This is a genomic window from Acidipila sp. EB88 (assembly GCF_003858395.1).
Classification (GTDB): domain Bacteria; phylum Acidobacteriota; class Terriglobia; order Terriglobales; family Acidobacteriaceae; genus EB88.
On record NZ_QWEV01000005.1, the window covers coordinates 156,021 to 180,682 of the forward strand.

At 64.4% G+C, this 24,662-nt stretch carries 21 protein-coding genes; 8 read left to right on the forward strand and 13 right to left on the reverse strand.

Annotated elements, in window-relative coordinates:
• Positions 1-11 precede the first annotated feature (11 nt).
• The 3 genes from D1Y84_RS01640 to D1Y84_RS01650 are packed head-to-tail and all read right to left on the reverse strand — an operon-like array spanning position 12 to position 4,250.
• Positions 12-1,052 carry an alpha/beta fold hydrolase gene (locus tag D1Y84_RS01640; RefSeq protein ID WP_124846955.1) on the reverse strand — a complete coding sequence of 347 codons (1,041 nt, stop codon included), beginning with the start codon at positions 1,050-1,052 and terminating at the stop codon, positions 12-14.
• Positions 1,049-3,205, reverse strand: coding sequence for a glycine--tRNA ligase subunit beta (gene glyS, locus D1Y84_RS01645; RefSeq protein WP_124846956.1), 2,157 nt, complete (start codon positions 3,203-3,205; stop codon positions 1,049-1,051). The genes D1Y84_RS01640 and glyS overlap by 4 nt, the downstream gene beginning before the upstream one ends.
• Before the next feature lie 4 nt (positions 3,206-3,209).
• Positions 3,210-4,250 (reverse strand): glycine--tRNA ligase subunit alpha, encoded by a 1,041-nt coding sequence (locus tag D1Y84_RS01650; protein WP_233580955.1) that lies wholly within the window; start codon positions 4,248-4,250, stop codon positions 3,210-3,212.
• 222 nt (positions 4,251-4,472) lie between these two features.
• Between D1Y84_RS01650 and D1Y84_RS01655 the strand changes: the two genes are divergently transcribed.
• Both D1Y84_RS01655 and D1Y84_RS01660 read left to right on the forward strand, forming a co-directional pair.
• Positions 4,473-7,220, forward strand: a complete 2,748-nt coding sequence (locus tag D1Y84_RS01655) for a TonB-dependent receptor (RefSeq protein ID WP_124846957.1) — start codon at positions 4,473-4,475, stop codon at positions 7,218-7,220.
• A 33-nt stretch (positions 7,221-7,253) separates the two neighbouring features.
• Entirely contained in the window at positions 7,254-8,366 is a 1,113-nt protein-coding gene (locus D1Y84_RS01660; RefSeq protein ID WP_124846958.1) for a hypothetical protein, read from the forward strand.
• A 99-nt stretch (positions 8,367-8,465) separates the two neighbouring features.
• On the opposite strand, the gene recO is transcribed toward D1Y84_RS01660, so the two are convergent.
• The 4 genes from recO to D1Y84_RS01680 all read right to left on the reverse strand — a co-directional run bounded on the left by recO (position 8,466) and on the right by D1Y84_RS01680 (position 12,256).
• On the reverse strand, positions 8,466-9,251 hold the full coding sequence (gene recO / locus D1Y84_RS01665) for a DNA repair protein RecO (protein WP_370245686.1): 786 nt from the start codon (positions 9,249-9,251) through the stop codon (positions 8,466-8,468).
• Positions 9,252-9,446: 195 nt separating this feature from the next.
• Positions 9,447-10,016, reverse strand: coding sequence for a hypothetical protein (locus D1Y84_RS01670; RefSeq protein WP_124846959.1), 570 nt, complete (start codon positions 10,014-10,016; stop codon positions 9,447-9,449).
• Between the two features lie 692 nt (positions 10,017-10,708).
• Positions 10,709-11,557 carry a glycosyltransferase family 2 protein gene (locus tag D1Y84_RS01675; RefSeq protein ID WP_124846960.1) on the reverse strand — a complete coding sequence of 283 codons (849 nt, stop codon included), beginning with the start codon at positions 11,555-11,557 and terminating at the stop codon, positions 10,709-10,711.
• 318 nt (positions 11,558-11,875) lie between these two features.
• The gene (locus tag D1Y84_RS01680) at positions 11,876-12,256 is read right to left on the reverse strand and encodes an RNA-binding S4 domain-containing protein (RefSeq protein ID WP_124846961.1); all 381 of its coding nucleotides are present in this window, start codon (positions 12,254-12,256) and stop codon (positions 11,876-11,878) included.
• Positions 12,257-12,530: 274 nt separating this feature from the next.
• On the opposite strand from D1Y84_RS01680, the gene D1Y84_RS01685 reads away from it, so the two are divergent.
• Complete coding sequence (locus tag D1Y84_RS01685; protein WP_124846962.1) at positions 12,531-13,961, forward strand: glutamine synthetase family protein; 1,431 nt, start codon at positions 12,531-12,533, stop codon at positions 13,959-13,961.
• Positions 13,962-14,626: 665 nt separating this feature from the next.
• Here the strand turns inward: D1Y84_RS01685 and D1Y84_RS01690 are convergent.
• From D1Y84_RS01690 to D1Y84_RS01710, 5 genes are all read right to left on the reverse strand, one after another.
• Positions 14,627-14,887 (reverse strand): ferredoxin family protein, encoded by a 261-nt coding sequence (locus D1Y84_RS01690; protein ID WP_124846963.1) that lies wholly within the window; start codon positions 14,885-14,887, stop codon positions 14,627-14,629.
• A 52-nt stretch (positions 14,888-14,939) separates the two neighbouring features.
• Entirely contained in the window at positions 14,940-15,842 is a 903-nt protein-coding gene (locus D1Y84_RS01695; protein WP_233580957.1) for an inositol monophosphatase family protein, read from the reverse strand.
• Positions 15,839-16,147: an RNA chaperone Hfq gene (locus tag D1Y84_RS01700; protein WP_233580959.1), complete on the reverse strand. Its 309-nt coding sequence runs from the start codon at positions 16,145-16,147 to the stop codon at positions 15,839-15,841. The genes D1Y84_RS01695 and D1Y84_RS01700 overlap by 4 nt, the downstream gene beginning before the upstream one ends.
• Positions 16,148-16,250: 103 nt before the next feature.
• Positions 16,251-17,258 carry a VWA domain-containing protein gene (locus D1Y84_RS01705; protein WP_158615261.1) on the reverse strand — a complete coding sequence of 336 codons (1,008 nt, stop codon included), beginning with the start codon at positions 17,256-17,258 and terminating at the stop codon, positions 16,251-16,253.
• The gene (locus tag D1Y84_RS01710; RefSeq protein WP_124846966.1) at positions 17,255-17,989 is read right to left on the reverse strand and encodes a molybdenum cofactor biosynthesis protein MoaE; all 735 of its coding nucleotides are present in this window, start codon (positions 17,987-17,989) and stop codon (positions 17,255-17,257) included. Before D1Y84_RS01710 ends, D1Y84_RS01705 begins: the two co-directional genes overlap by 4 nt.
• 260 nt (positions 17,990-18,249) lie before the next feature.
• On the opposite strand from D1Y84_RS01710, the gene D1Y84_RS01715 reads away from it, so the two are divergent.
• The 5 genes from D1Y84_RS01715 (at position 18,250) to D1Y84_RS01735 (ending at position 22,918) form a co-directional block, all read left to right on the forward strand.
• Positions 18,250-19,143, forward strand: a complete 894-nt coding sequence (locus D1Y84_RS01715) for a phosphoribosylaminoimidazolesuccinocarboxamide synthase (RefSeq protein WP_124846967.1) — start codon at positions 18,250-18,252, stop codon at positions 19,141-19,143.
• Between the two features lie 50 nt (positions 19,144-19,193).
• Entirely contained in the window at positions 19,194-19,718 is a 525-nt protein-coding gene (locus D1Y84_RS01720) for a CvpA family protein (RefSeq protein WP_124846968.1), read from the forward strand.
• Between the two features lie 107 nt (positions 19,719-19,825).
• Entirely contained in the window at positions 19,826-20,113 is a 288-nt protein-coding gene (locus tag D1Y84_RS01725; protein ID WP_124846969.1) for a helix-turn-helix domain-containing protein, read from the forward strand.
• 24 nt (positions 20,114-20,137) lie between these two features.
• Entirely contained in the window at positions 20,138-20,920 is a 783-nt protein-coding gene (locus D1Y84_RS01730) for an HAD family hydrolase (protein WP_124846970.1), read from the forward strand.
• A complete protein-coding gene (locus D1Y84_RS01735) occupies positions 20,921-22,918 on the forward strand; it encodes a type II secretion system protein GspD (RefSeq protein WP_124846971.1) in 1,998 nt (665 codons plus the stop codon).
• Positions 22,919-22,947: 29 nt separating this feature from the next.
• Here the strand turns inward: D1Y84_RS01735 and D1Y84_RS01740 are convergent, their stop codons facing one another.
• On the reverse strand, positions 22,948-24,618 hold the full coding sequence (locus D1Y84_RS01740; RefSeq protein WP_124846972.1) for an NAD+ synthase: 1,671 nt from the start codon (positions 24,616-24,618) through the stop codon (positions 22,948-22,950).
• Between the last annotated feature and the right edge of the window lie 44 nt (positions 24,619-24,662).

The window sequence follows — 24,662 nt, forward strand, 5'->3', positions numbered from 1 at the left end:
TCTATGCGCGCTTATTTCTGCGCCAGGAACTGATCGATCACCGGCGAGATCGTGTTGATCTCGCAGCCTGGCGCCATGTGACCGCAGTCCGACTGCAGCACTACCGTCTGCGCATGGATGAGCTTCGCAAAGCTGAGCGCCGGGATCGGATTCACCATGTGGTCCTGCTGCGCATTGATGATCAGCATTTTCGCCTGCACCAGTCGGGCCACGCCGAAGATATCGCCTCCATGCGCGATGTCCTGCGAGAGCACGGCCTGTAACTGCCGCAGGTAGTCATTCGCATCGGTGCCGGTGTGCATCTCTGTTCCCGTGTGCCGCAGGTATTCCGGGAACTGCTCGCGCGTCGTATGGTCCACGCGAAACTCCGGCGACGACAGGTTCATCTGGTGCAGGTACGAAACAAGCGGCAGCGCCGGGTTAGCCTTGTAACGGCCGCTCATGTACGCGCGATCGCTCTCAAGTGCTTCCTTCTCCGCGGACCACACCAGCAGGTCGTACGACGTAAGCTGCGGCGAGCCAACGATGGAAACGGCGCGATCCATCATGGCAGGCGCATCCACCGCCCACTCAAAGCACTGCATGCCGCCCATCGACTCGCCCACCACGGCCCGCAGATGCGCGAGGTGCAGCGTGTCTCGCACGAGACGCTGTTGCGCACGCACCATGTCGCGTATGGTGAACACAGGAAACGCCGTGCCATGCTGCGCCTTACTGTTGGAAGGCGAGGACGACACCCCGTTGCCAAATGGATCCACCACGATCACAAAGAACTTGCTGGTGTCGACGAAATGCCCCGGGCCCGGCGCAACCAGCGCGCCCACGTCGCCGCTGCGCCCCGTAAACCACATGGGAAACAGCACGGCATTATCGCGCGCCGCATCCAGAGTTCCAAAGGTGCGGTAGCCAAGGCGGCAGCTTTCGATCGTTGCGCCACTCTCGAGCATGCACGCGCCCAGCTCGGCGTACTGCACCGGCGGCATCTGCTGCGCGTGCGCGGCGCTGCCTGCAAGCAGCAGCGCCGCCCAGAGCACGCCGCACCGCTGCCTCATGCGGTGGCTCCGCCCGCCGCGCCCGAACTTGCAACTGCCGCAGTAGCTGACTCCGCTGCCGGGCTCAACTCGGAGAAGTCGGCAATGCGGCCCAGTTCGTGCACGATGCGATCCAGCAGGCGCAGGCGGTTGCCGCGAAGCGCCGCGTCCTCCACCAGCACCATGCACTCTTCAAAAAAGCGATCCACCGGCACACGCAGGGTCGCGATGGCTTCCAGCGCTCCGCCGTAATTGCGCTCCGCGCGAAAGCGCTCCGCTATGGGCAGCAGCGTCTCCACTGCCTGCCACAGGTCCTGCTCGGCCGCTTCCAGCAGGTGCTCCCGGGTGACTTCATCCGCCAGGGCAAGCTGCTTCTCCGCGGCCTGCCGAAGGATGTTTTTGGACCGCTTCCATGCCGCCGCGATGGCAGCGAGATCCTCGGTGCCGCGCACCTGCGCCAGCGCCTCGGCGCGCGCCTGCGCGTCGGCCACGCTCTCACTCTCCGCGGCAAGCACGGCACTCACCACGTCCGCCGGTAGCTGGATGGTCTCGCGCAGGTAGTAACTCAGGCGCTCCACAAGGAAGCCATGCACAGCAGTCACGCCCTGCGCATCCGTCTGCGCGGCCTGGAGGATCTCGCCAAGCCCGAGCGGCAGGCCCGAGTGAGCCAGGATCTTGATCACCGCGTTGGCCGCGCGCCGCAGCGCATATGGGTCGCGCGAGCCGCTCGGCGCGAGGCCCAGCGCGAACATGTCCACGATCGTGCCCACACGATCCGCAAGCCCCAGCAACTGCGCTTCCGCAGTGGGTGGCGCTGGGTCGCTCATGGACGCAGGCAGGTACTGCCAGTAAATGGCTTCCGCGGCCAGGCGGCCCGTGCTCGAGCCATCCGCGTGCCGCAGGTACAGCCCGCCCACGATGCCCTGCAGCTCGGTGAACTCCTTGACCAGCTCGGTGGTGAGGTCGACCTTGCTGAGCCGCACCGCCAGCGCCAGCGCAGCCTGGTCCACCGCGACCCCTCGGCGCGCCGCCAGCGTGGCAAGCCGATCGGCGATCGCCGCGGTCCGCCCGGTTTTCTGCGCGTAGTTGCCGAGGTCCTTGTGAAACGTCACCTTCTCCAGCAGGGCGACGCGTTCCACCATGGGTATCTTCTGGTCGAAGTCCCAGAAGAACTGCGCGTCGTTGAAGCGGGCCCGCAGCACGCGCTCGTTGCCGGTGCGGATGGTGCTCTCACCACGTTCGTCGGTTTCGGTGTTCAGCACCGTGAGAAAGTGCGGCAGCAGCGTGTGCCCTGCATCCTCCACGGCGAAGTATTTCTGGTGATCGCGCATCACGGTCACCAGCACTTCCTCGGGCAACGCCAGGTAGCGTGGCTCAAAGCTGCCAAGCACCACCGAAGGCCACTCCGTCAGGTGACACACCGTGTCGACCAGCGCAACGTCTTCGCGCCAGCGTGCGTTTGGCACCGTGCGGCATACGCGATCCAGCGCCTTGCGGATCGTGTGCCGCCGCGCTTCCACGTCCACCATCACCCGGGCCGCCAGCAACGCCTCGCGGTAGCCGGTCGGGCTTCCGAGCACAACCGGCGCTGCGCCATGCAGCACACGGTGCCCGCGCGACACATTCGCGGCCGTGACACCGGCAAACTCCACCGGCACGATCGACTCATCCAGCAGCGCTACCAGCCACTTCACCGGGCGCACAAAGCGCTCCGGCTTGCCCGGCCGCCAGTACATGGGCTTGGGCCAGTTCAGCGCCGCCAGCTCCTTTGGCAGCTGCTCCAGCAGGATCTGCGCCGCCGCGCGCCCGGGCCGCGCCACCGTGGCGCTGCAGTACTCGCCCTTGGGCGTGGCCAGCGGCACAAGCTGCTCGACCCCAACGCCGGCCTTCTTCGCAAACGCCTGGGCTGCCGGCGTCGGCACGCCACCCTTGAACGCGATCGCCCAGGCCGGTCCCGTCAGTCGCTCCTCGGTGTCCGCCTGTTGCGCCGCCACTCCTTGCACCAGCACCGCCAGCCGTCGCGGCGTGGAGTAGGTGGTGACCACTGCCCCGGCAGCGAGCAGGCGTTCCCGCTCCAGCAGCGTCGAGACGCGTGTACCGAGCTCAGCCTGCGCTGCCGCCAGCATCCGCGCCGGCACTTCTTCCAAACCAACTTCAAGCAAAAAATCAGCCATGTCCCTAGCTTCTCGTTTCCCGGGCCGCGCCCTGCATGGTAGCTGCGCCCTGTGCGGCATAGGCACGCGCCACACCCACCACCAGCGCGCGAATCCTGGCCATCACGGCGACCCGCTCGGTCACCGAGATCGCGCCGCGCGCATCCAGGAGGTTGAACAGGTGCGAGCACTTCAAACAGAGCTCGTAGGCGCCCAGCACCGGGAAGCGCCGCAGATCCAGCTCCTGCGCCGGCTTCGCTGTTTCTTCATTCAGCAGGCGCTCATGCTGCTTCGCGTGCGCGCCCGCAAGCTTCGACGCGTCCTGAAAGCTCCCCAGCAACGCCGAGCACTCCGCCTCGTACAGCCGCAGGTGCTCCCACAGCTTGTCCACCTCGGCCGCCTCGAAGGAGTACACGGAAAGCTGCAGCTCCTCTTCGAGGCGCATGTCGCCATACGTCACCACCGCACCGGTTTCCGGGTCGCGCGCCCACACGATGTCGTAGATCGAGTCCACCCCTTGCAGAAACGCCGCAATGCGCTCCAGCCCGTAGGTGATCTCGCCCGAGATCGGGTCCAGGTCCATGCCGCCGCACTGCTGGAAGTAGGTGAACTGCGTCACCTCCAGGCCGTCCAGCATCACCTGCCAGCCCACGCCCCAGGCGCCGCCCACCGGCCACTCCCAGTTGTCTTCCTCGAACTTCAGATCGTGTTCCGCCAAGTCGATGCCGATGGCCTCCAGCGAGCGCAGGTACAGCTCCTGCACGTCGGCCGGTGGCGGCTTCAGGATCACCTGGAACTGTGTGTGCTTGTACAGGCGGTTGGGGTTCTCGCCGTATCGGCCGTCGGCCGGGCGCCGCGAGGGCTGCGCATAGGCAATGCGCACCGGCTTCGGTCCAAGCACCCTGAGAAAGGTCTCGGGCGACATCGTGCCCGCGCCCATCTCCATGTCAAAGGGCTGCTGCAGTACGCAGCCGCGCTCAGCCCAGAAGCTCTGGAGGCGAAAAAGAAGTTCCTGAAAGGTAAGCGGATAGAGCGCCGCCGGGGACTGGATTGCAGAAGAGGCCACTCGGGTGTCTTTCCAGGCAGATAGCGTCCGCCACACTGTGAAGTTTACCGGAGTGATGCGTGTGACGCCGATTGCCTCCTTGGAACCACCCGTCTCGTCGTATCCTCGCTGCTGCGCCGCCCATGACGATTGTCATGGCGCTTCGATGACAACAGGCACTAGGGGCTGCAGTGCCCCGTCGAGCAGCATAGACAGGTAACCGCAGGCAGAACGAGGAACGGTATGGGACGGAGCAACACAAGGCATCGAAGACTCACCCTGGCAACGTTGGCAGGCCTGCTGACACCAGGGGCGGCTTATGCGCAAAGCTGCACGGGCGGCGTGCGCCTTGAAGGAACGGTGCTCGATCCAAAAGGCTCCGCCGTGGCAAACGCACAGGTAGAAGCGGCCGACGGCGAGGTGGTCACCACGGACACTGCGGGCCACTTTCTGCTGCCATGCGTGCCCGCGGAGAAGGCGACTCTGGCGATCCAGGCGCAGGGTTTTGCACAGAGCACGGTGGATGCCACCGACCGCAAGCCGGGTACCTCTGCGCACTTCGATGTGGCCATGATGCTGGGCCGGGTCGAGACCACGGTCACCGTGGGCGAAGACGCCACCACCATCGATGCGGATCACGGTGTTGGCACGCACACGCTCACCAGCAAGGATGTGCAGGAACTTGCTGACGATCCGGACGACTTCGCCCGGCAGCTGCAGGTGCTGGCCGCCACGAGCGGCGGCGTACCCGGCGGCGCCACCGTCACGGTGGACGGCTTCCAGAACGGCAGCTCACTTCCGCCCAAGTCCTCCATCGCGTCCATCCGCGTCAACCCCGACATGTTCTCGTCCGAGTACGAGCAGCCCCCGTACGAGGGCGGCCGCATCGAGATCTTCACCAAGCCCGGCGCCGACACCTTCCACGGCGCGCTGTTCCTGACCGACAGCGATGGCAGCTTCAACGCGACCGACCCCTTCTCCACCATCGCCACCCCGGCCGGCAAGCGGCGCTACGGCTTCGAGCTCAACGGGCCTATCCTGCGGAATCGCAGCGACTTCACGTTGGCGCTCGAGAAGCGCGACATTGACGAGTTCAACGTGGTCAACGCCGTGACGCTCGACAGCAACCTCGACCAGGCCTCCATGCACCAGACAGTGGCCGCCCCGGAAAGGCTGTGGATCGCCTCAACGCGCGGCGACTGGCAGGTCACCCCGAAGAACGTCGCAACACTCTCCTTCTCGGCGAACGTGAACGATCTGGGCAACCAGGGCGTGGGCGGCCTCACCTTGCTTGAAGCCGGATACGGCAGCCACGTGGCCGAGTACGACCTGCGCTTCACCAACACGCAGACCGTGAGCCCCAGCCTGCTGCACGAAACCCACATCGGCTTCACCTGGAAAGACACGGCGCAGAGCCCCAACTCCAGCGCACCCGCCGTCCAGGTCTCCGGCTACTTCACCGGCGGCGGCTCGGCCGCAGGCAATCTCAACGACCGCGAGCGCGACTTCGAGGTTGACGACGACGCGATGCTCACGCGCGGCAAGCACTCCCTCAAGATCGGGGTGCAGTCACTGGGCATCTTTGTGCATGAGGACGACCCGGCGAACTTCAACGGGAGCTTCACCTTCGGCGGCGGCATCGGCAACGGTTCCGCCGCAAACCTCACCCCGCTGGCGCAGTACCAGGCTGCGCTGGCAGGCACGGCCGGCGGTACGCCCACTACCTACGAGCAGGGTTCTGGCACGCCGCTGGTGGCATTCACCCAGTGGCGCGTTGCCGTGTACGCGCAGGACACCTTCAAGCTGCAGCCCCGCCTCACCATGTCGGCCGGCGTGCGCTACCAGTTGCAGACCTCGCCTGGCAGCTACGCCAATGCCGCGCCCCGCATCGGGCTTGCCTGGTCGCCGGACAAGAAGTCGCACACCGTGCTGAACGCGCGCTTCGGCATCTTCGACAATGTGCGCGCACAGAGCGCCGCCACCGATGTCTACCGTCTCAATGGCGTCCGTCAAAGCGATGCGCTCGTGTACTCGCCCTCGTTTACCTCGCCGTTGACGCCGGTCGCTGGATCCATCCAGGTCGGCACCATCTGGCAATTTCCCCCACACTTCCCGCAGGATCCTATCGTCCAGACACAGGTAGGCGCAGAGCACGACTTCCCGCACCACTGGCACGCGCAGAGCAGCTTCTTCTACGTTTCCGGCGCGCAGGCCAACCGCGCCCGCAACATCAATGCCCCTCTCGTAGCAGATGAGTATGGCGTCGCGCCAGACCCCACCGCAGCCCTGCTGGCCCCCCGACCCATTGCGCCCAACCTGAACATCCTCCAGTACCAAGCCTCGGGTCATCTCACCGGCAAGATCCTGTTCCTTGGTCTTGACCAGCACTCATACAAACGCTTCGGCTTCTTCGCCGGCTACCTCAACATGCACTTTGACACCGACGTCGGCAATGGCACGGTCTTTCCTCAGTCCTCGTACAGCGATGCCGGCGAGAAGTCCCGCGCCGACTGGGAGCAACGGCACCAGTTCTTCGCCTTCGGCAACCTCAACCTGCCGTACAAGGTCCAGCTCTCCACGCAGTTCAACGCGTCGTCCGGGCCGCCCTACAACGTCACCACAGGTACCGACGCCAACGGCGACGGCCAGTTCAACGACCGCCCGACCTACGCCACCGCGGCGGGAACCGGTGTATACCCGACCAAGTTCGGTCTTTTAAGCACTGACACCATCAACGGCAACGTCCCGCGCAATCTCGGCACCATGCCGGCCACCGTGCACCTCGACCTCAACATCGCGCGCACCTTCAAGCTCAGCCGCAAAAAGACAGAATCACCTCGCACCCTTGCGCTCAATGCACGCAGCGCCAACCTGCTCAATCACACAAATGTCACCGGAGTCAGCACAATCATTTCGTCCCCCACCTTCTCGCAATCCCTCTCCGCCGAGGCAGCACGCCGCATCGAGCTCGGCGCACGCTTCGCCTTCTAACCACCATGGCTCCGCTTTAAACGAGGGCTTCGTATGCCGAGTTTGAGACTGATCTTCGCTCTTCCCTGCATGGCCATTGCCGCAGCCCTGTCGCTGGCCGCGCAAACAGCACCCGTTGTCCCGCCGACAGTACCGCCCCTGCTTCCGCCTGCCGGCCTGTACTACCGCTACTGGCCGCTCCAGGTGGTGCAGTTCGTCGGCGCAGAGCTGCCTTACAGCATGATCGTTCTCGACGTGGACGATCGCGCCAAGGAACCTGCCTACGATGTCACGCTGACCGAGCGCGCGAGCGGCCGGCGCATCCACTACGTCAATACCCCGGCGCTGCTCGCCGAAGCAAAGCGAAAGGGTGACGACGCATTTGCCGTGCCGATGCAGCTTGATCATCCGGACGCGCCAGCCAAGGGCGCTCAGTACCTGCTGCGCTTCAACACGGAAAAAGGGGTGCCCGTGCAGTGGCAGTTTGTGCAGGGGACCGACATGAGCGAGCAGGGCAAGGGGCTGACGCCTTTCGAGGGTCCAACGCCAGTACTGCTCTACCGCGAACAGGGCGCGCTCGCCGGCGAGGGCACCGCCCTCCGGGTCGGCGGGATCACCAGCACAGCCGACGTGTGGAAGGAGTATGCGCAGCCACCCTACTTCGTGCCCTACCACGGCGCTGTCTCCCAGGATGTACACATCCTCTCGCTGGCGCCGGTGAGCAACACGTGGACCGACGACCAACCAGCCGTGATGGCCGACGGGGCAGACTGGAAGCTGAACTCGGCTGCGGGCACTACCTACTCCGCGCATCTCGACCACGCCTCGGCAAGCAGCACCGTGCTGACGCTTTCTGACGCGGCCAAAGCCACGGCCATCACAATCGAAGCAGCAGCAACGCCGCAGGGCTGGGCCACCGACCGGGTGCGGCTCGGACCCATCCATGCCAGGCCGGAACACACGGTGTCGATCCAGTTCACACCAGCCCTTACCAGCGGCAGCGAGGCCCACTTCGACATCACGGCCGGGCGCAAGGGAAAACTTGCTTCCGGTTTCGTGCAGGCACGGGTAGGCCCAACCGGTGCAACCACGGAAACATGGACGCTGGACTCGCCCGACTGGGCCAGGGGCAAAACTGCGGCTGCCACCAACAGCACACAGCCCTAGCGCACACCCTGCAGAGCGCGCGACAGAACAATCCGGACTTGCTTCCGAGCATGCCCTGTCCGGCAAGCGCAGCGCGCTATGCGGTCCGGGCGATACCCTTCAGCCGCCCAGGCGCGCCAGCGCCCCCACGCTCTGCAAACGCTGCTCGCCATGCCGCTCCAGCGACTGCATCGCAAACCGTCGAAGGTCGGCGGCCCGGCTGCGTGGCCACGGGGCCGCAGCAAAACGCTCCGCAGGCGCGTGAAACAACTGCTCGGCCAGCAGGCGCGAGGCAGGCGACATGGTCATCGACCCTAGCTTGCGGTGCTCCGCGCACAGCAATCCATCGCCATCAGGGTGCCAGTATGCCGGCCCCTGCGCCTCAAACGGCCTGCCGCATACCGTGCACTGCCGCAGGTCCGGCATCCAGCCCATCAGGCGCACCATCCAGAGCGCAAAGTACGTGACCGGCATCCAGATGCGGTCCACCCTCGTCTGCTCGAGCACATGCAGCAGCAAACGGAATGTGGCATCCTGCGGGTCGTGGTCGGGCAGCATTTCATCCAGGACCTCGGTGAAAAAGGCCAGGGCCGCGGCCCGTCCATAATCCGCAGGCTCCCGCAGGGGCGAGTGCAGGATCTCGAACGAATCCAGACGAACCAGTTCCTGCCGGGGACGCGTGGTGTAGTGCGCGCGCACGTGGGTCATTGGCTCAAGTGCGCCGCCGAATCGGCGCCGCGACTTGGCTGCTGACTTTGCAACGCCCTTCACCTTGCCGGCTTCCCTGGTGAAAAAAGAGACGATCAGGTCAGCCTCACGGATCGGCCAGGTGCGTAAAACAACGGCTTCGTAGCTGTGCTCCGTGAGAGCTCCTCTCCAGGGTGAAACCAGTGGCCCTCCCTGCACCAGCGATCGCCCAGGCGACGCTCCCCCTGAGAATACCGGATCACTGCGTGTCGCTCGCCGGGCCGCTACGCGCGCGCAACAGAGGATGTTCAGCACCGCAAAGCGACGCCCGCAAAACCTTCGCGACTCCAACAGCAAGGGCCGACCCCAAAGGGTCGGCCCGACAACTACAGCTACTTGCCTGCCCGCGAGCGCTTATCGCGGCAATGGATAGCTCATGGCCGTAATGGAGTGACGCTCTCGCTCGACGCCCATGCTCTTGCTTTTGGCGGCCGAGGCTTCAGCGCTGGAGCGCTGCCGCAGGTTGACCTTGTGCAGGCAGAAGCCGCACTCCCAGGGGTAGTAGCCCAATGTCGCATACACGTACCGCGCCATAAACGAGTGCCGAACCACGCGGGTCATCGTGTGGTGCTTGCACTCCGCGCAATCGATGGAACCGCCATCGCTCATGGACAGGCCCGTTGCACGGATGCCGTGCGACAACGGCCTCGCCACCACGACCGCGGCAGAACGCTCGTGGGCCGCAGCGTGGTGCGCCTGGCGGCTGGTCAGTGTTGTGAGTTTGGGGTCAAGCGGCTCCCACCGCGCTTCCGCGCGCTGCCAGATTGCGTCTTCAGATCCAACCAGGTCTCCGCCTGCTTTCATGTTTTCCTCCAGCACGTCCTGCGAACAGTCGTGCAAAATTTGAATAGCCTCAAAGCAGGCCGACATCTCGGACTTGGAATGGAACGACAGGTAGGACGCGGCGCTTGCAAGCTTCTTCAAGCCGGAAAGCTGCACATTGTCCGCGGAAGCAGCCGCATGGGCTTCAGGAGTTCTTAGTCGCGCGAGTCGGGAAACACCCAGCGGCCCATTCTTAGCCGAGTGCAGAGGAGCGAAAGTGGAACGAGCTCTTACATCTGCCCCGAAAGTTGTATACAGCTGGTTAGACATCGATATCTCCTGGACATTCTGCTCTAACGTCAGATACAAGGATGGATCTCCGAACATCCAGCAAGCTCTCGAAGAAGCCCTCGTGTCAGCTTCTAGATAAGAGACTTCGGCTAGGTTTGTCGATAGGCCGAACTCATTACAAGCGTAACTTCTACTTAGTTTTGCGCTGTAACTTCGCTGTAGCTAAGAAATATCTACACACTTTGCGTGAGTTTTCTGCACCCTTCAGGGGAGACGCATCCTGGCTTCGCTTTCACAACCGAGCGCAACTTCAAGCAGGGCGGGGCACGGCCGGATCTGACCTACCCCGAAGGTGTAGGTCGGGCGGAAAGCACCGGATCACCACTCCAAGGTAATCAGGACTACTCCGCAAAATGCACGCGTGGCGCGGCGTCGCCACCCTCGTTTTGGCCTCGTCGGTGAACTCTGGAACACGCGGAAAAGCAGCCGCCTGCGTACTGCTGCCAGGCGAGCACGGGCGGCCGCCAGCTGTCATGCTCATCCTTATGCGGGTGGCGTCTCTTCTAGGGTGACGAGCGTGCGGGTGTGGCCATGTAGCCAAAGACGCGTCCGCGGAAGGTGCCCCAGTAGTAGCTGGCGAAGTTCATCCGGACACGCAGCAGGCTCCAGAGCACGCCCCCGATGGGGCGGTAGAAGTACGGCAGTGTGATCCGCAGGGCGATGCCGTGCTTGCGCAGCACGCGCCCCATGCCGGCGCCATACTTGAAGGCGCGCTCGCCGGCCACCGGGTTCAGGCTCTTGTCCGGGTGCAGTACCCCGAGCGTCACATCGTAGTAGCCGCGATAGCCGCGGCGCAGCACGCGAATCACGAAGTCAGGCTCTTCGCCCGAGCCCCACGGAGTCCCGGGCCCGATGGCGGTGTCGAAACCGCCCACCTCACGCGCGGCATGCGTACGCACCCACAGAGACGAGGCCTGCACCGTGGTCCACACGGTCTTGTCGTTCACTTCGCAGGACCGGGCGGTCCAACGGCCGTTGACCCGCTTGCCCTGGGGATTGATGTAGTTCCCGGCCAGCAGCGCAAGCTGGGGATCCTGCTCGAAGTGGCGCATGGCGAGCATCATGGTGTTGCGTTGAAACTGACAGTCATCGTCCGGAAACCCGACAATCTCGCCCGTGGCCGCTGCCAGCCCGACATTGCGGGCATGGGATACATTCTTCACGTCGGAACGCAGGTGCAGGATCGGGAACCGGTGCTCGAACTCGGCAACGATGCCGTCCAGGCGGCTATCCCCATTCTGGTCCACGATCACTACATCGAAGTCGTGAAACGGCTGCGCGGCAAATCCCGCCAGCAAGTCATGCAGCTCGAGGGTCCGTCCAAGAGTGGCCACCACGAGTGAAAGTTTCATCCAGCATTGCCCTCTGCCATTCAAAGTCTCAGGCTGCGCAGCTCACCGCCCCAGAGTGGAACCTGCTGGACCATGCTCGCTTGGCACATCCTTGATCACCGCTCCGGGATGGCTTGTGTTGCCCTGCTTAGCCGGCAAGCCTGCTTCGCACCTCGAAAACTAACATGCGGGGCAGCCGCCGGGGTCACAATCTGGTGGTGAAACCAGTGTGGCGCACCACCGCACACACGCCGGCCCCCCGGGCCTTTCACCTGGTCAAGGAATGGGCGGCAAACACGCCCTGTTACAGGCTCGCCAGCGCCTTGTGAGCTGGACTCTTCAGCCGCGTCCCCGCACCCGGTCGAGTTGCTGACGATCCCGCTTGGAGGGTCTGCCTTCGGGCGCAAGGCCAAGCGCATGCATGGCCTTGCGCTCGGCCTCTACTTTTTCACGCGCTGCCATGCTGGCTGCTGTCTCGCGGTACAGCGCCTGGGCCACGGCAGCAGAGCCGCGCACGTCGCTGAGGCCCAGCACCTCGACCTGGAACGTGCCGCCCTCGTTGCGGATCTCCAGTGTGTCGCCCACGCGCACATCCCGGGACGCTTTGCTTCGCTGCCCATTGGCCTCGATCCTGCCCAGTTCGCAGGCGTGTGTTGCCAGTGCGCGGCTTTTGAAAAACCGGGCCGCCAGAAGCCATTTATCGATCCGCACAGAGTCCATACCTCATTCTCGTACATGGGCGCGGGCAGGGCGACCCGGCAGAGTGTGCCATCCCCGACAAGGCTCTTTCCGCAGCAGGCACCGCTCAGCATCAGCGCCCCTTATGCGCCCGATAACGTTTCTTAATCACAATAGGCAACGGAAAGAGTCCTCTGTACCCTTGTTTGCAGAACATCCATCCGTTCCGGTGTGAGCAGTTTGGAGCTTCCGACTGCACCGAGCGCGAGCTCTCGGTGGTCTGCCCGAGCGATGGAATCATGTCCACAGGAGCTCCATGTTGAACGATCTGCGCAACTTTCTATCCCTTCCCTACTCTGAACTCGAAAAGCTGAACCTTGAGGCAAAGGAAGATCGCCGCAACCGAGTCTCGCCCGATGCCATTCGCGATAAACGCCTCTCGTATCTCCGGGGAGAGGATGGAATCAAGGCAGTGACCGTACTATTCAGCGACCTCGAAGGCCGTCTGCACATGCTCGATTACGACAAGCGCTTCCTGGTCAGCAGCTATGACAACCTCACCTTCGACGGCTCGTCGATTCGCGGTTTCACCGCACAGCGCGAGAGCGATCTGCGCCTGGGAATCGACTGGGCCGCGTTCTACTGGGCACCGGCCGATGTCTTTGGCGCGGGCAAGGTGCTGGTATTCGGCGAAGTGATTGACAAGGAAGGCAAGCCCTATGCCGGCGATCTGCGTGGCGTGCTCAAGGGCTACGCACAGGGCCTGTTCGAGAAGGAGGGCATGACCCTCAACGCGGCTAATGAGATCGAGGGCTTCCTTTTCCAGGGCCAGGACGCAGAGCGCAACTTCCACAAGAACTGCCGCTTTGAGTATGTAAACCACGGCGGCTACTACCACTCGCTGCCGGGCGACCCGCTGCGCGAGTTCATTGACCGCGCCGCCGAAGTACAGCGCGCCATGGGCTTCGAGAACGAAAAGGACCACCCGGAAGTCGCGCCTTCGCAGTTCGAGATCAACTACAGCTACACCGAGGTGGTCACCGCTGCCGACCAGATCCAGCTCTACAAGCTGATCTGCCGCCAGATCGCCCAGCAGATGGGCATGACGGCCTCGTTCCTGCCCAAGCCGGTAGTAGGCGTCAATGGCAGCGGCATGCACACCAACGTCTCCATCACCAAGGGCGGCAAGAACATCTTCTGGGATGCACAGGGCGTGGAGAAGCTGTCCGCCGCGGGCTGGGACTTCATCGATCGCATCCTGACCCACGGGAACGACATCTGCCTGCTGCTTAACTCCAGCGTCAACGCCTATCGCCGTCTCGACCCCCACTTCGAGGCGCCCAACCAGATCAAGGCTTCTGCCACGGATCGCGGTTCCATGGTGCGTGTGCCGATTGGCAACGAAAAGAGCGCGCGCGTCGAGGTCCGCTCGGTCGGCCCGGATGCAAACCCGTACCTGGTCCTGTTCTCGATCTTCAAGTCCGGGCTGCATGGCAAGAAGGCGGACATCGACAATCTGCGCCAGGCAGAGCGCTACCTGCCCGACAACATCTACACCGCCATCGACGACTTCCGCGCAGCGGAGTGGACCACGGAACTGCTGGGGGCGGACGTCAAGCAGCGCTTCGCCGACCTGAAGCAGGGTTCCGCCGATCGCTGTCCCCGGTTGCTCGGCACCTTTGTAAAGAATGGCGAGGTGCAGTTTCACCACGAGGTCTACAACCAGTTCCTTTGGAGCGAGTTCTAGACTGCTGCTGCCCAAACAGGCACCAGGAAAGGAGCGCGCCGCGTTATCGGCGCGCTCCTTTTTGCGCTTCATCAACCCCCTCGCGGGCTTCCGGCGCACCCTGCAACCTAAGTGGTAGGAGCCCGGAAGATATAAGCTGCCGCTTACTTTAGTTAGTCGTTATGTTACGCACTTACCCGCGCGGAGGAAGGTCAAGACTAACTTGACGTTATGGACTTCCTTCGCAACGCGACGCCGCACCGGGACACTCGCCAGCAGACGTTCTCCCCCGCGGGAACCCTTGATGCCTCGCCCGTTCCCTGCCCGGGCTGCCACCAGATGGTAGCGGCGGAGCAACTGGAAACCGCTTGTGACTGCTGCTGCGAAGCGCGCTGCGTCCAGCAGGCAGTTGCCTGCCAAGGCTGTGGATGTGCGCATCATCCGGCGCAGGCCGATGCCTTTCCGGACCTCACCATCGGTTCAGAATGGCTCCGTCCGGGTACTGCAGCCACGGCGCACCGCTCCACGCACCTTGAGCCGTCAGCAGCCTCGGCCTGGACCCGCTTTGCCGCGGCGCTGCTCCACGCGACCTCGCCTCATCACGGCCGCCGCTAGCGCGCTTCCGGTCCATTCAGACGTAAAAAGGCCGCGCACCTGGTGCGCGGCCTTTTGGTGCGTGCAGCGGTCTAGCGACCGAAATGCGTCGAGTTCTTTTCTGCGAAGTGGGCCCACTTTTCCGGCAGGTCGTCGCCGGCAAAGATGGCGGAAACAGGGCAGACGGGTACGCAGGCGCCACAGTCGATGCACTCGACAGGATCAATGAACAGCTGATCGACTGCGCCATGATCGCCTTCGTCTTTCTTGGGGTGAATGCAGTCGACCGGGCAAGCGTCAACGCAGGCGGAATCTTTGGTGCCGATGCAGGGTTCAGCGATTACGTAGGCCATCTAAAGCGTCTCCGATACGGTGTATAGCGAAAATTGTAGCAGGCGACAGCCCTTATTCAGCACTCTCAACACGGCTCTTGCGTTGTGCGGCAAACTCAGCGGGGCTTAGAAGCGGCGCCAGGTTGCGTCCTGCGAACATGTCGGCGAATACCGTGAGCACCTCGGGCAGGAGCCTGCCGTTGGTGGCGAGCACCTCGCGGCTATCCAGCAGGAAGGGTTTGCCGTCGAACTGCGTCACCGTTCCCCCGGCTTCCAGCACGAGCAGCGTCCCGGCCGCCGTGTCCCACGGGTTCAGGTTGAACTCCCAGTAGGCATCGATGCGGCCTGCCGCGACATAGGCCAGGTCCAGGGCCGCCGAACCCGCCCGGCGCAGCCCGTGCGTGCGCATGGTGAGCTCGTGATAGAAGTGCGCGTTCGGATTGGCATGGCGCGAGCGGCTCGGGAAACCGGTGGCCAGCAATGCCTCGCCCAGGTACGGCACCTTGGAGCCATACATGGACCGCCCGTTCAGATACGCGCCCTTGCCCTGCTCCGCCACAAAGAGCTCATCGCGCAGCGGATCGTAGATCACCCCGGCAACCAGCGTCCCGTCCTGTCCTTCCGGCAGCCCGGGGGGCCGGTGCTCCAGGCCGAGCGAGACGCAAAAGGCCGGAAAACCATGCGCGAAGTTGGTAGTGCCATCCAGGGGATCCACGTACCAGCGATACTCGGCGTCGAGCCGGGTCCGCGTGCCCTCTTCGCCGAAGATGCCGTGCTCCGGGAAAGCGGCCGTGAGGCGCTCGAGCAGCAGCTTCTCGCTGGCGCGGTCGGCCTCGGTCACCAGGTCCACATCGGTCTTGTACTCGGTGGCCACACCACGCGCGTAGAACTCGCGCAACAGGGCACCGGCTTCCTGGGCAATCGGGGCTGCCTGCCCGATCCAACTCCACGCAACGCCTTGCGGCAAAGCACTCACCTGGTTGTTTCTCCTTCTGTTGCTGATGCTGCTGTGCCTGCCGCCGTGCCCGCCGAAGCCTTGCGCGCAAAGGCACGCTGGCGCGCTTCTTCGCGGCGGGGATGCTCGCTGATGGTGCGGATCTGCTCTTTGTAGATAAAGAGGTTTGGCTGCGCCTCGCGCGTCAACCGGATCATGCGTTCGTCGAAGTACTCGATCCAGCCGGTGACGACCTCGCCATCGCGGAGCTTGACGTTGACGGGCACCTGTTTCTCGCTCAGGAAGCGCAGGTACAGGGCCTCCTGCCCGCTGTCGCCAGGGGGCATGGATTTCGATCGTCGCAGAGCGGGCGCGTTCCGAGCGGAGCCATGCGGCTTGCCATTCCCAGTCATAGCGACATTGTAGAGGGCAGCGGCTGCTTTTGGCTGCTTAACGATCGGCCGCGGCGCGATAGTAGCCGCTCCGATAATGCGCCGTCGCTCCCGAGGCTGGGGCAATGCCCTGCAGGTTCACATGCAGCGTGTGAAAGCCGCTCGGCCCGGCCAGCGGGTCCGCAGGCTTCGCACCGCGCTGCGGGTAGTAGGCGAGCAGGTACTGCGTCCGCAGATCGTCGCTGACCTTGCGCAGCGCTGCCGCCAGGCCGCCCTGGTCCACGTAGAAGTAGCGGCCTCCAGTCTCCTGGCTCAGGGTAATCATGGCGTGCTCGCCGGCGGTGTCGCGCCCGGCGTCCGCAGCGATCGGCACGTCGATCAGGCTGTACAGGATGGTGTCGGAGCGCTGGGCCGCGGCGAGCGCCTCGTCGTAGGTGGTACCCGAGACCGTGTTGCTGCCGTCGGAGACCAGGATCAGCACCTTGCGCCCGGGACGGTTTGCGAGCGCTTCCGACGCAAGCAGCACGGCCGAGTAGAAAGCGGTTGCGGGTCCATGCGAAAGCCGGCCGATGCCTCCATCGATCGCGCGCACGCTGCTGGTGAAAGGCACCACCTCACGCACGTCGGAGTTGAACTCGAACAGCGCCAACTGGTCTTTTCCCGGGGCAGCAGCACCGCCGCTCATACCGGGCTGGGGCAACGCCTGGGCGGCGTTCGGCGGGGCTACCAGCGCCTGGGCAAAATCATGCGCGGCCTGCTGTTCAGCGCCCAGATCCTTGCGGGTCGACCCGCTGGTGTCGATCGCGAGTACTGCGGAAAGCGGTACGTTGGTCTGCCGTTCAAACACGGAGATGGTCTGCGCCACGCCGTCCTCGCTCAGCGCGAAGTTGTTTTTGGCGAGGTCCGCGATGGGCGCGCCGTGCGCGTCGGTGACGTTGACATAGAGGCTGACCAGGCGCACCTGCACCCGCAGCGTCTGCTCCCCGGCATCCTGCGCCGTGATGGCCGGGACGCAACAGCCAGGCCCGAGTGCCCAGAGCAGCGCCGCGCAAAACAGTGGCCTCAAGCGCCCGGCTCCAGTCCGGCCTGCAGCTCCGGCGGAAACGCTTCGCCATCCGCCCACACTGCCCCATCCACGAAGTACTCCTTCTTCCAGACGGGCACAGATTGCTTCAGCGTGTCGATGATCCAGCGGCAGGCGTCAAAGGCAGCGCCGCGATGGGCGGAGGCGACCACGATCAGCACGCTGGTCTCCCCGATCTCGAGCCGGCCAAGGCGATGGTGCAGCAGCGCCTGGCGCACGGAGAAACGCTCGGCGGCCTCGTCGACCAGTGCCTGCATCCGCGCCAGGGCCATGACCTCATAGGCCTCGTACACCAGGTACCGGGTCTGCCGCCCGCGGGTGTTGTTGCGCACAATGCCGTCGAAAACCACCACTGCCCCATCCGAGCCGGCCTTGAGAAATGCCACGGCCTCGTCGGTGCGCAGGGGCTGGTCGGTGAGCAGCACGGTTTCCACTATGCCGGGCGTGGCGGGGTCGCTTCCCAACCCGCCGCTTACCGGGGGCAGCAATGCCACTTCCTCACCACCCTGCAGTACATGGTCGCTGTGCGCGTATTCCCGGTTTACGGCCACGGCAAGCCGGGGCCACAGGCTCGCGAGGTGCGTGCCCTTGCCTGTTTGCAGGTGCCGCAGCAGCCCGCCCACTGAGTGGTCAGGCCCGGGCAGCTCGACTGACTGTTCCCTGTCCCCGAATGTTTCGCGCAAAACTCCAAAAAAAAGGACTCGCACCTGCATCAGAAAAGAATACCCGTAATGCAGAACAGGGCGCGCGGGTACGGCGACTGGTGGCCGCCGCGCGCAGTGGTCCCGCGCCGGTTGTCGGGCAGCGGCCCGACACGATACCGTTGTAAACACGAGATTCCTCAAGCTTTGTGGAGTGTCGCCGCCCGTCCGGCTCCGCCAAAGAACCACATTGACAAAGCACGGGCACCGCCGCAGAATCGGGTATCGGCGCGGTCGATGACTCAACACTCCCCGCTCCGGAAAGGCACTTCTTGCAAGACATCCTGCCCACATCGCTTGCTGGCATTCCCAAGATTGCGAGCGGCAAAGTACGCGACCTGTACGCCGTCGGAGATGACCTGCTCCTGGTTGCCAGCGACCGCATCTCTGCCTTCGACCACGTACTCGGCAGTGAGATCCCCGGCAAGGGCAAGGTGCTGACGCAGCTCTCGCTCTTCTGGTTCGAGTTCCTGGAGCACACCGTCCCGAACCACCTCATCCAGTCGGAGGTGGACGTGTTCCCGACGGAGCTGTTGCCGTTCCGGGAAGAGCTGCGCGACCGCTCCATGCTGGTCAAGCGCGCCAACATGTTTCCGGTAGAGTGCGTGGTGCGCGGGTACCTGTCGGGTTCCGGCTGGAAGGACTACCAGCAGACCGGCGCGCTTTGCGGCATTGCCCTTCCGGCGGGGCTGCGCGAGGGCGATGCCCTGCCCGAGCCCCTGTTCACCCCTGCTTCCAAGAGCCAGCAGGGTGAGCACGACGAGAACATCTCGTTTGCGGACATATGCGAGCGCATCGGCCGCAGGGAAGCGGAGACGCTTCGCGACCTCAGCCTTACCATCTACAGCCAGGCGGCGCGGCATGCCGACCAGTGCGGGCTGATCCTGGCCGATACCAAGTTCGAGTTCGGCACCGTGGGCGACGTGATCCTGCTGGCCGACGAAGTGCTGACGCCCGACTCTTCGCGCTTCTGGCCCAGGGACGGCTACACCCCGGGCGGCGCACAGCAGAGTTTCGATAAGCAGTTCGTTCGTAATTACCTTGAGGACGTGGCATGGAACAAACAGGCGCCTGCGCCCGTCCTGCCATGGGAGATTATTGAGAGAACCCAGGAGAAGTACCTGGAGGCCTACCGCGTGCTGACCGGCAAGGCACTTTCTCTGTGAAAATGCCTCCCGGCCGGCAACGCCGGGTGGCCTGGTAAAGGAGAACCCAGGTGGCGGCAACGGACTGGGTGATCGTGGTGATCCTGCTCCTGTGCGTGCTGCAGGCCGCGCGGCGCGGATTCTTTTTGGAAGCTTTTTCACTTGCCGGGATCGTGGCGGGTGTGGGCGTGGCAAGCTGGAACTACACACGTGTGCTGCCGTGGTTTACGCCCTGGCTGCGCTCGGCCGCGCTGGCGGATGCCGCCGCGTTCCTGTGCATCGCCCTGGCGGTGATGGTGGGAGCGGGCCTGGTGGGCCGGGCGGTTCGCTGGTCGGTGCGCTCGATCGGACTGGGCTGGGCAGACCGGCTGCTGGGTGCTGCGTTTGGACTGGTGAAGGGTGCGGTGCTGGTGACCCTTGGTGTTTTGCTGCTGGTGGCTTTCTGGCCAGCCTCGCCCTGGCTCCGGGATTCCCGGCTGGGCCCGTACTTCGTGGCCGCGGCCCGAGGCAGCACAGTGGGCACGCCCGCCCGGCTGCGCGACAAGGTGATGTACGGAGCAATGCTACTGCGCGAGCACTCGGCTCCCCGGTGGTAACGCTCGACGAGTTCGACAAGATCAGCAGCACCAGCAAGGCCGCGGCGGCAGAGGTCGACCCCGGGCACCACAGCAACAAGCAGCAATAGGAAAGCGAGAAAGCCTGAGTGAAACGCGAGCTGGATTCCCTGGTTGGGCAGATGTATGCCGGTGGTATCACCTACACCGAAGCGGTACGCGAGTTTCGCAAACGGTTTCTGATGGAGGTGCTGCTGGCACACCGCGGCAACCAGTGCAAGGCAGCCAAGGAGCTGCAGGTGCACCGCAACACCCTGAGCCGCATGATCACCGAGTTGGCGATTGATCCGGCGGAGGTGCGTGCCGGTCTGAAACGTCCACCCCGCAGCGAACGTCCAATGCTTGAGATGAAGCGCGCAGGCAACACTCCCCGCTAGCTGCCGTGCTTTAGTCTTGTGCGTATGACAGCCCCCTTGCAACCCACCATCCCGGCAGCTCCCGACGCGTCCTCGCCGCTGCACGCGCCCGTTTTCATTCGTCCGGGGTTCCACTGGGACGCCTACGACGCCTACCTGTTCGACATCGACGGCACGCTGCTGCGCTCGCGCGACCGGGTGCACTACGACTCCTTCTTCGCGGCCGTGGAGCATGTCACGGGCAAGCCCCTGGTGCTCGACGGAGTCACCCTCCACGGCAACACCGATCCCGGCATCCTGCGGGACGCGTTTCAGCGCTCCGGGCTCGAGGAGAGCGCGTGGCGTCCCCACTTCGACGACATCTTCCGGCACATGACCGAGTCCGTAACTGCCAAGCAGCTGGAGATGGACCTCCACGTGATGCCCGGCGTGATCCCGACGCTGGAGCACCTGAAGCGGCGTGGCGCGGCCCTGGGAGTGGCAACCGGCAACATCGAAACCATTGGCTGGATCAAAGTCGCAGTGGCTGGTCTTCGTGACTCATTCACTTTCGGCGGCTTTGCGGACCGCTACGACCAGCGAGCGGACATGATTGCCAACGCCCTGCTGCTGGCGCGGGAAGCAGCCGGCCCGCAGGCGACGGTATGCGTGGTGGGCGACACAAAGTTCGACGTGCTCGCTGCCCGCGCCAACGGCCTGCCCACCATCGCCGTTGCCACCGGCAACTACTCCTTCGACGAGTTGATGGAGGCGGAGCCTGAAATCTGCGCAACCTCTCTCGAAGCCCTGCTCCTGCAGACTGCGACCTCACCGGCTGAGGTGCGCTAGTTGCGACCTGCCACCGGGGCGCTTGTTGCCTGTTGTCTGCTCGGTACAGCACTGACCGCCCAGCCCCAGACTCAGTCCGAGGCAGTCAGTGCGCCCGCGCCGCCGCAGGCTGCCACGAGCCAGACCGCAGTCACCGCCGCGAACCAGATACTGGCCGCGGCGGGAGGTGTACGCAGCCAGTCTCCCGCGATGCCACCGAACGCCCCGAAACCGGCCAGCGCCCGCGATCGCGAGCGGGCGCGCCACTTCTACCTGGAAGGCGCCAAGGCCATCGAGGACAAGCGTCTCGACCTCGCGGCAGAAAACTTCGGCAAGGCGGCCGCCCTCGATCCGTCCAACGCTGACGACGAGGCAGCGCTCGCAATTGCCCGCGACAATTACGCCACGCAACTCATGCAGGAGGGCCTCAAGGCCCGGCTCAAGGGCGACGATGCTACCTGGCGCGCGCGTCTGCGCGCTGCCGCCGAGCAGGACAGCCGCAATCCGCTGGTCATTGAACACCAGCATGACCTGGCCGACGACAACGCCTCCCGTGAGCCGGCAACGCTGCAGCCGGCCAGGAGTGATGCCGGTCCGCTGGTCGAGCTCGCCCCGAAAGGCGACACGCAGAGCTTCCACCTGCTGCTTTCCCGGTCCGAGGTGCTCAAGCAGGTTTTGTCCGCCTACGGCGTTGCGCCCACGGTAGACGCGTCGGTGACCGGCGCCGGCGGCGACCGCGTGCACTTCGACGCCGACGATGTGACCTACGCCCAGGCGGAGCAGATGGTCACGCTGGCAACCAACACGTTTTTGGTTCCGCTCGATCCACAGCGCGCACTGCTGGCGCTCGACACCAAGGAGAACCGCACCAAATACGAGCGGGAAGCCTTTGAAACGATCTACCTGCCCGGCCTGACCACCGCGGAGCTTTCCGACGTGGGCAACATCGCGAAAAACGTCTTCGAAGCCACGCAGGCCAACGTGCACGAGTCCAGCAACACGCTCACCGTGCGCGCGCCGGGTCTGCGCATGCGCGCCTTCAACCACGAGGTGAACGAGTTGCTGGCCGGTCGCAGCGAGACGATGCTCGACGTGGATGTGTACGAAGTCCAGAGCGAACGGATGGCCAACGAGGGCGTGCAGCTGCCGCAGACCACCAGCATCTTCAACGTGACCTCGGAAGTAAACAGCCTCATCTCGAGCAATCCCACGCTGGTGCAGGAGATCATTTCGAGCGGTCTGGCAAGTCCCGGCAACATTGAAGAGATCGCGCTGGCGCTGGTGCTGTCCGGCCAGGCCGGCACTACCCTGCTTTCGCAACCATTCGCGTACTTCGGCGGCGGCATCACCACGACCGGACTGACCCTGGCCAGCGGGTCCGCCAATGCCCTGCTCGCCACCTCGGAAACCCGGATGCTCGACAAGATCCAGCTCCGCTTGCTGGACCAGGAAGAAGGCACGATCAAGATCGGCGAGCGCTACCCGATCGTGACGTCCTCCTACTCAAACCTCGCCACGGGTTCCACCAGCATCGCGGGCATCACCTCCGCTGGGCTTTCCAACACGCTGCAGAACCTCGGGGTCAACCTCGCGTCGCTTACCTCGGCGGCCAGCGCAAGCGTGCCCCAGGTGCAGTACCAGGACATCGGCCTGACCCTGACCGCGACCACGCGCGTCGAGCAGGGTCGGGGCATCTCGCTGAAGCTGCGACTGCAGCTCTCGTCCCTGAGCGGCCAGACGCTGAACAGCAACCCCATCATCAACAACCGCGAAAGCAACTCCATCCTCAACGTAAAGCCGGGCGAGAAAACAGTGCTGTTCAGTCTTCTTTCCGAACAGGAAAGTCACAGCCTCATCGGGCTGCCCTTTCTGAGCGAGATCCCCGGCTTTACCCTTGGCACCAACAAGACGACGGACCGCACGCGGGATAGCCTGATCATGATCATCACGCCGCATATTGTGCGACTCTCGCACACAAGCGCGCAGGGCGACCGCGTGCTGCTGCCGACGCACTCCTAGCCAGGTGCCGCGCCGAATCAAACCCGCTGCTACACCTGCGCCTTGGCCGCGATCGGGAAGCGGCGGCCCATGCCGAATGCCTTTTCCGTGACCTTCAGGACCGGCGCGGCCTGCTGGCGCTTGTACTCGCTCCGCTCCACCAGCTTCAACACCCGCGCCACTTCCTTCCGGTCGAGCGCCGTCGCCTCGGCGATCTCGTCGGCGGTCTCGTAGTGCTCCACATAGGCGGCAAGCACCGGGTCCAGGTGCTCGTAGTCCGGCAGCGAGTCCGAGTCCAGCTGGCCGGGTCGCAACTCGGCCGAGGGCGGCTTGGTGAGGATCGCTTCCGGGATGATCGCGCGCTCGCGATTGATGAAGCGGCACAGCCGGTAGACCTCGGTCTTCATCACGTCGCCGATCACGGCCAGCGCCCCCACCATGTCGCCGTAGAGCGTGCAATACCCTGTGGCCATCTCGCTCTTGTTGCCGGTCGTCAGCACCAGGGCGTTCCACTTATTGGAAGCCGCCATGAGCAGCGTTCCGCGAATGCGGGACTGCAGGTTCTCTTCCGTGAGGTCCGCCGCCGCGCCATCGAACAGGGGCGCAAGCGCGGTGGTGAAGCTGGCAAACATGGGCGCGATCGGCACCAGTTCGAAACGAATGCCGAGGTTGCGGGCAAGCTCCCGGCTGTCGTCAATGGAGCCGGTGGACGAGTAGTCGCTGGGCATGCCGATGCCGATGACATTCTCCGCGCCAAGCGCCTGCACCGCAATGGCCGCCACCAGCGCCGAGTCGATGCCGCCGCTCAGGCCGATCAGCACCTGCCGAAAGCCGCACTTGCGAATGTAGTCACGCACGCCCATCGCCAGCGCTTCCACCACCAGGCCATCCTCATCGTCGATCGCCGGGCGAATCATGCCGGTCTCGGTGGCAGTATCGAAGAAAACCATGTCCTCGACGCACGACAGCGCACGCGCCGCGACCTCGCCCCTGCGGTTGAGCGCGAGGCTGGTACCGTCAAACAACAGGCTGTCGTTGCCGCCTACCTGGTTCACCATCACCACCGGCCGCTCGTAGCGGCGGGCGATGGCAGCGAGCATCGCTTCGCGTGTGGCATGCTTGCCGCGCCAGTACGGCGACGCCGAAATGTTGAGGATCAGCGATGGCGGTTCCGAACCCTGCGGCACCCCCCCGGACCGCATCAGCTCCTCGATGGGATCGACCTGGTAGCGGCGCGTCTCCCAGAAGCTCTTGTCGTTCCATGCGTCTTCGCAGATGGTGATGGCCACGCGCTCGCCTGCGATCTCAAAGACCTGCTGTGCCGTGGCGGGGGCGAAGTAGCGCTGTTCGTCGAAGACGTCGTAGAACGGCAGCAGGCGCTTGCTTTGCACAAACGCGACCGTGCCCTCGCTCAGCACCGCCGCGGAGTTATACACGTGCTTGCCGGTCGAGAGGGGCGCGGGCGAAGGATAGCCGCACAGCACCGTGATGCCAAAGGCCGCAGCGCCCTGCGCAAGCTCCTCAAGAACCTGCTGGGCGCGCTCAACAAATGCCGGCTTCTCCAGGAGGTCGGCCGGCGGATACCCGCAGATCGACAGCTCGGGAAAGATCACGAGCTCGGCATCCGCATGCGCGGCGCGCTCCACAAAGCGAAGCATGGTAGTTAGATTTCCGGAGAAATCGCCGACCGTGGGGTTGATCTGGGCAAGCGCGATCTTCACTGTTTCAGTGTAGCAACGCGCCCAGGGCGAGTCGCGCCGCAGCC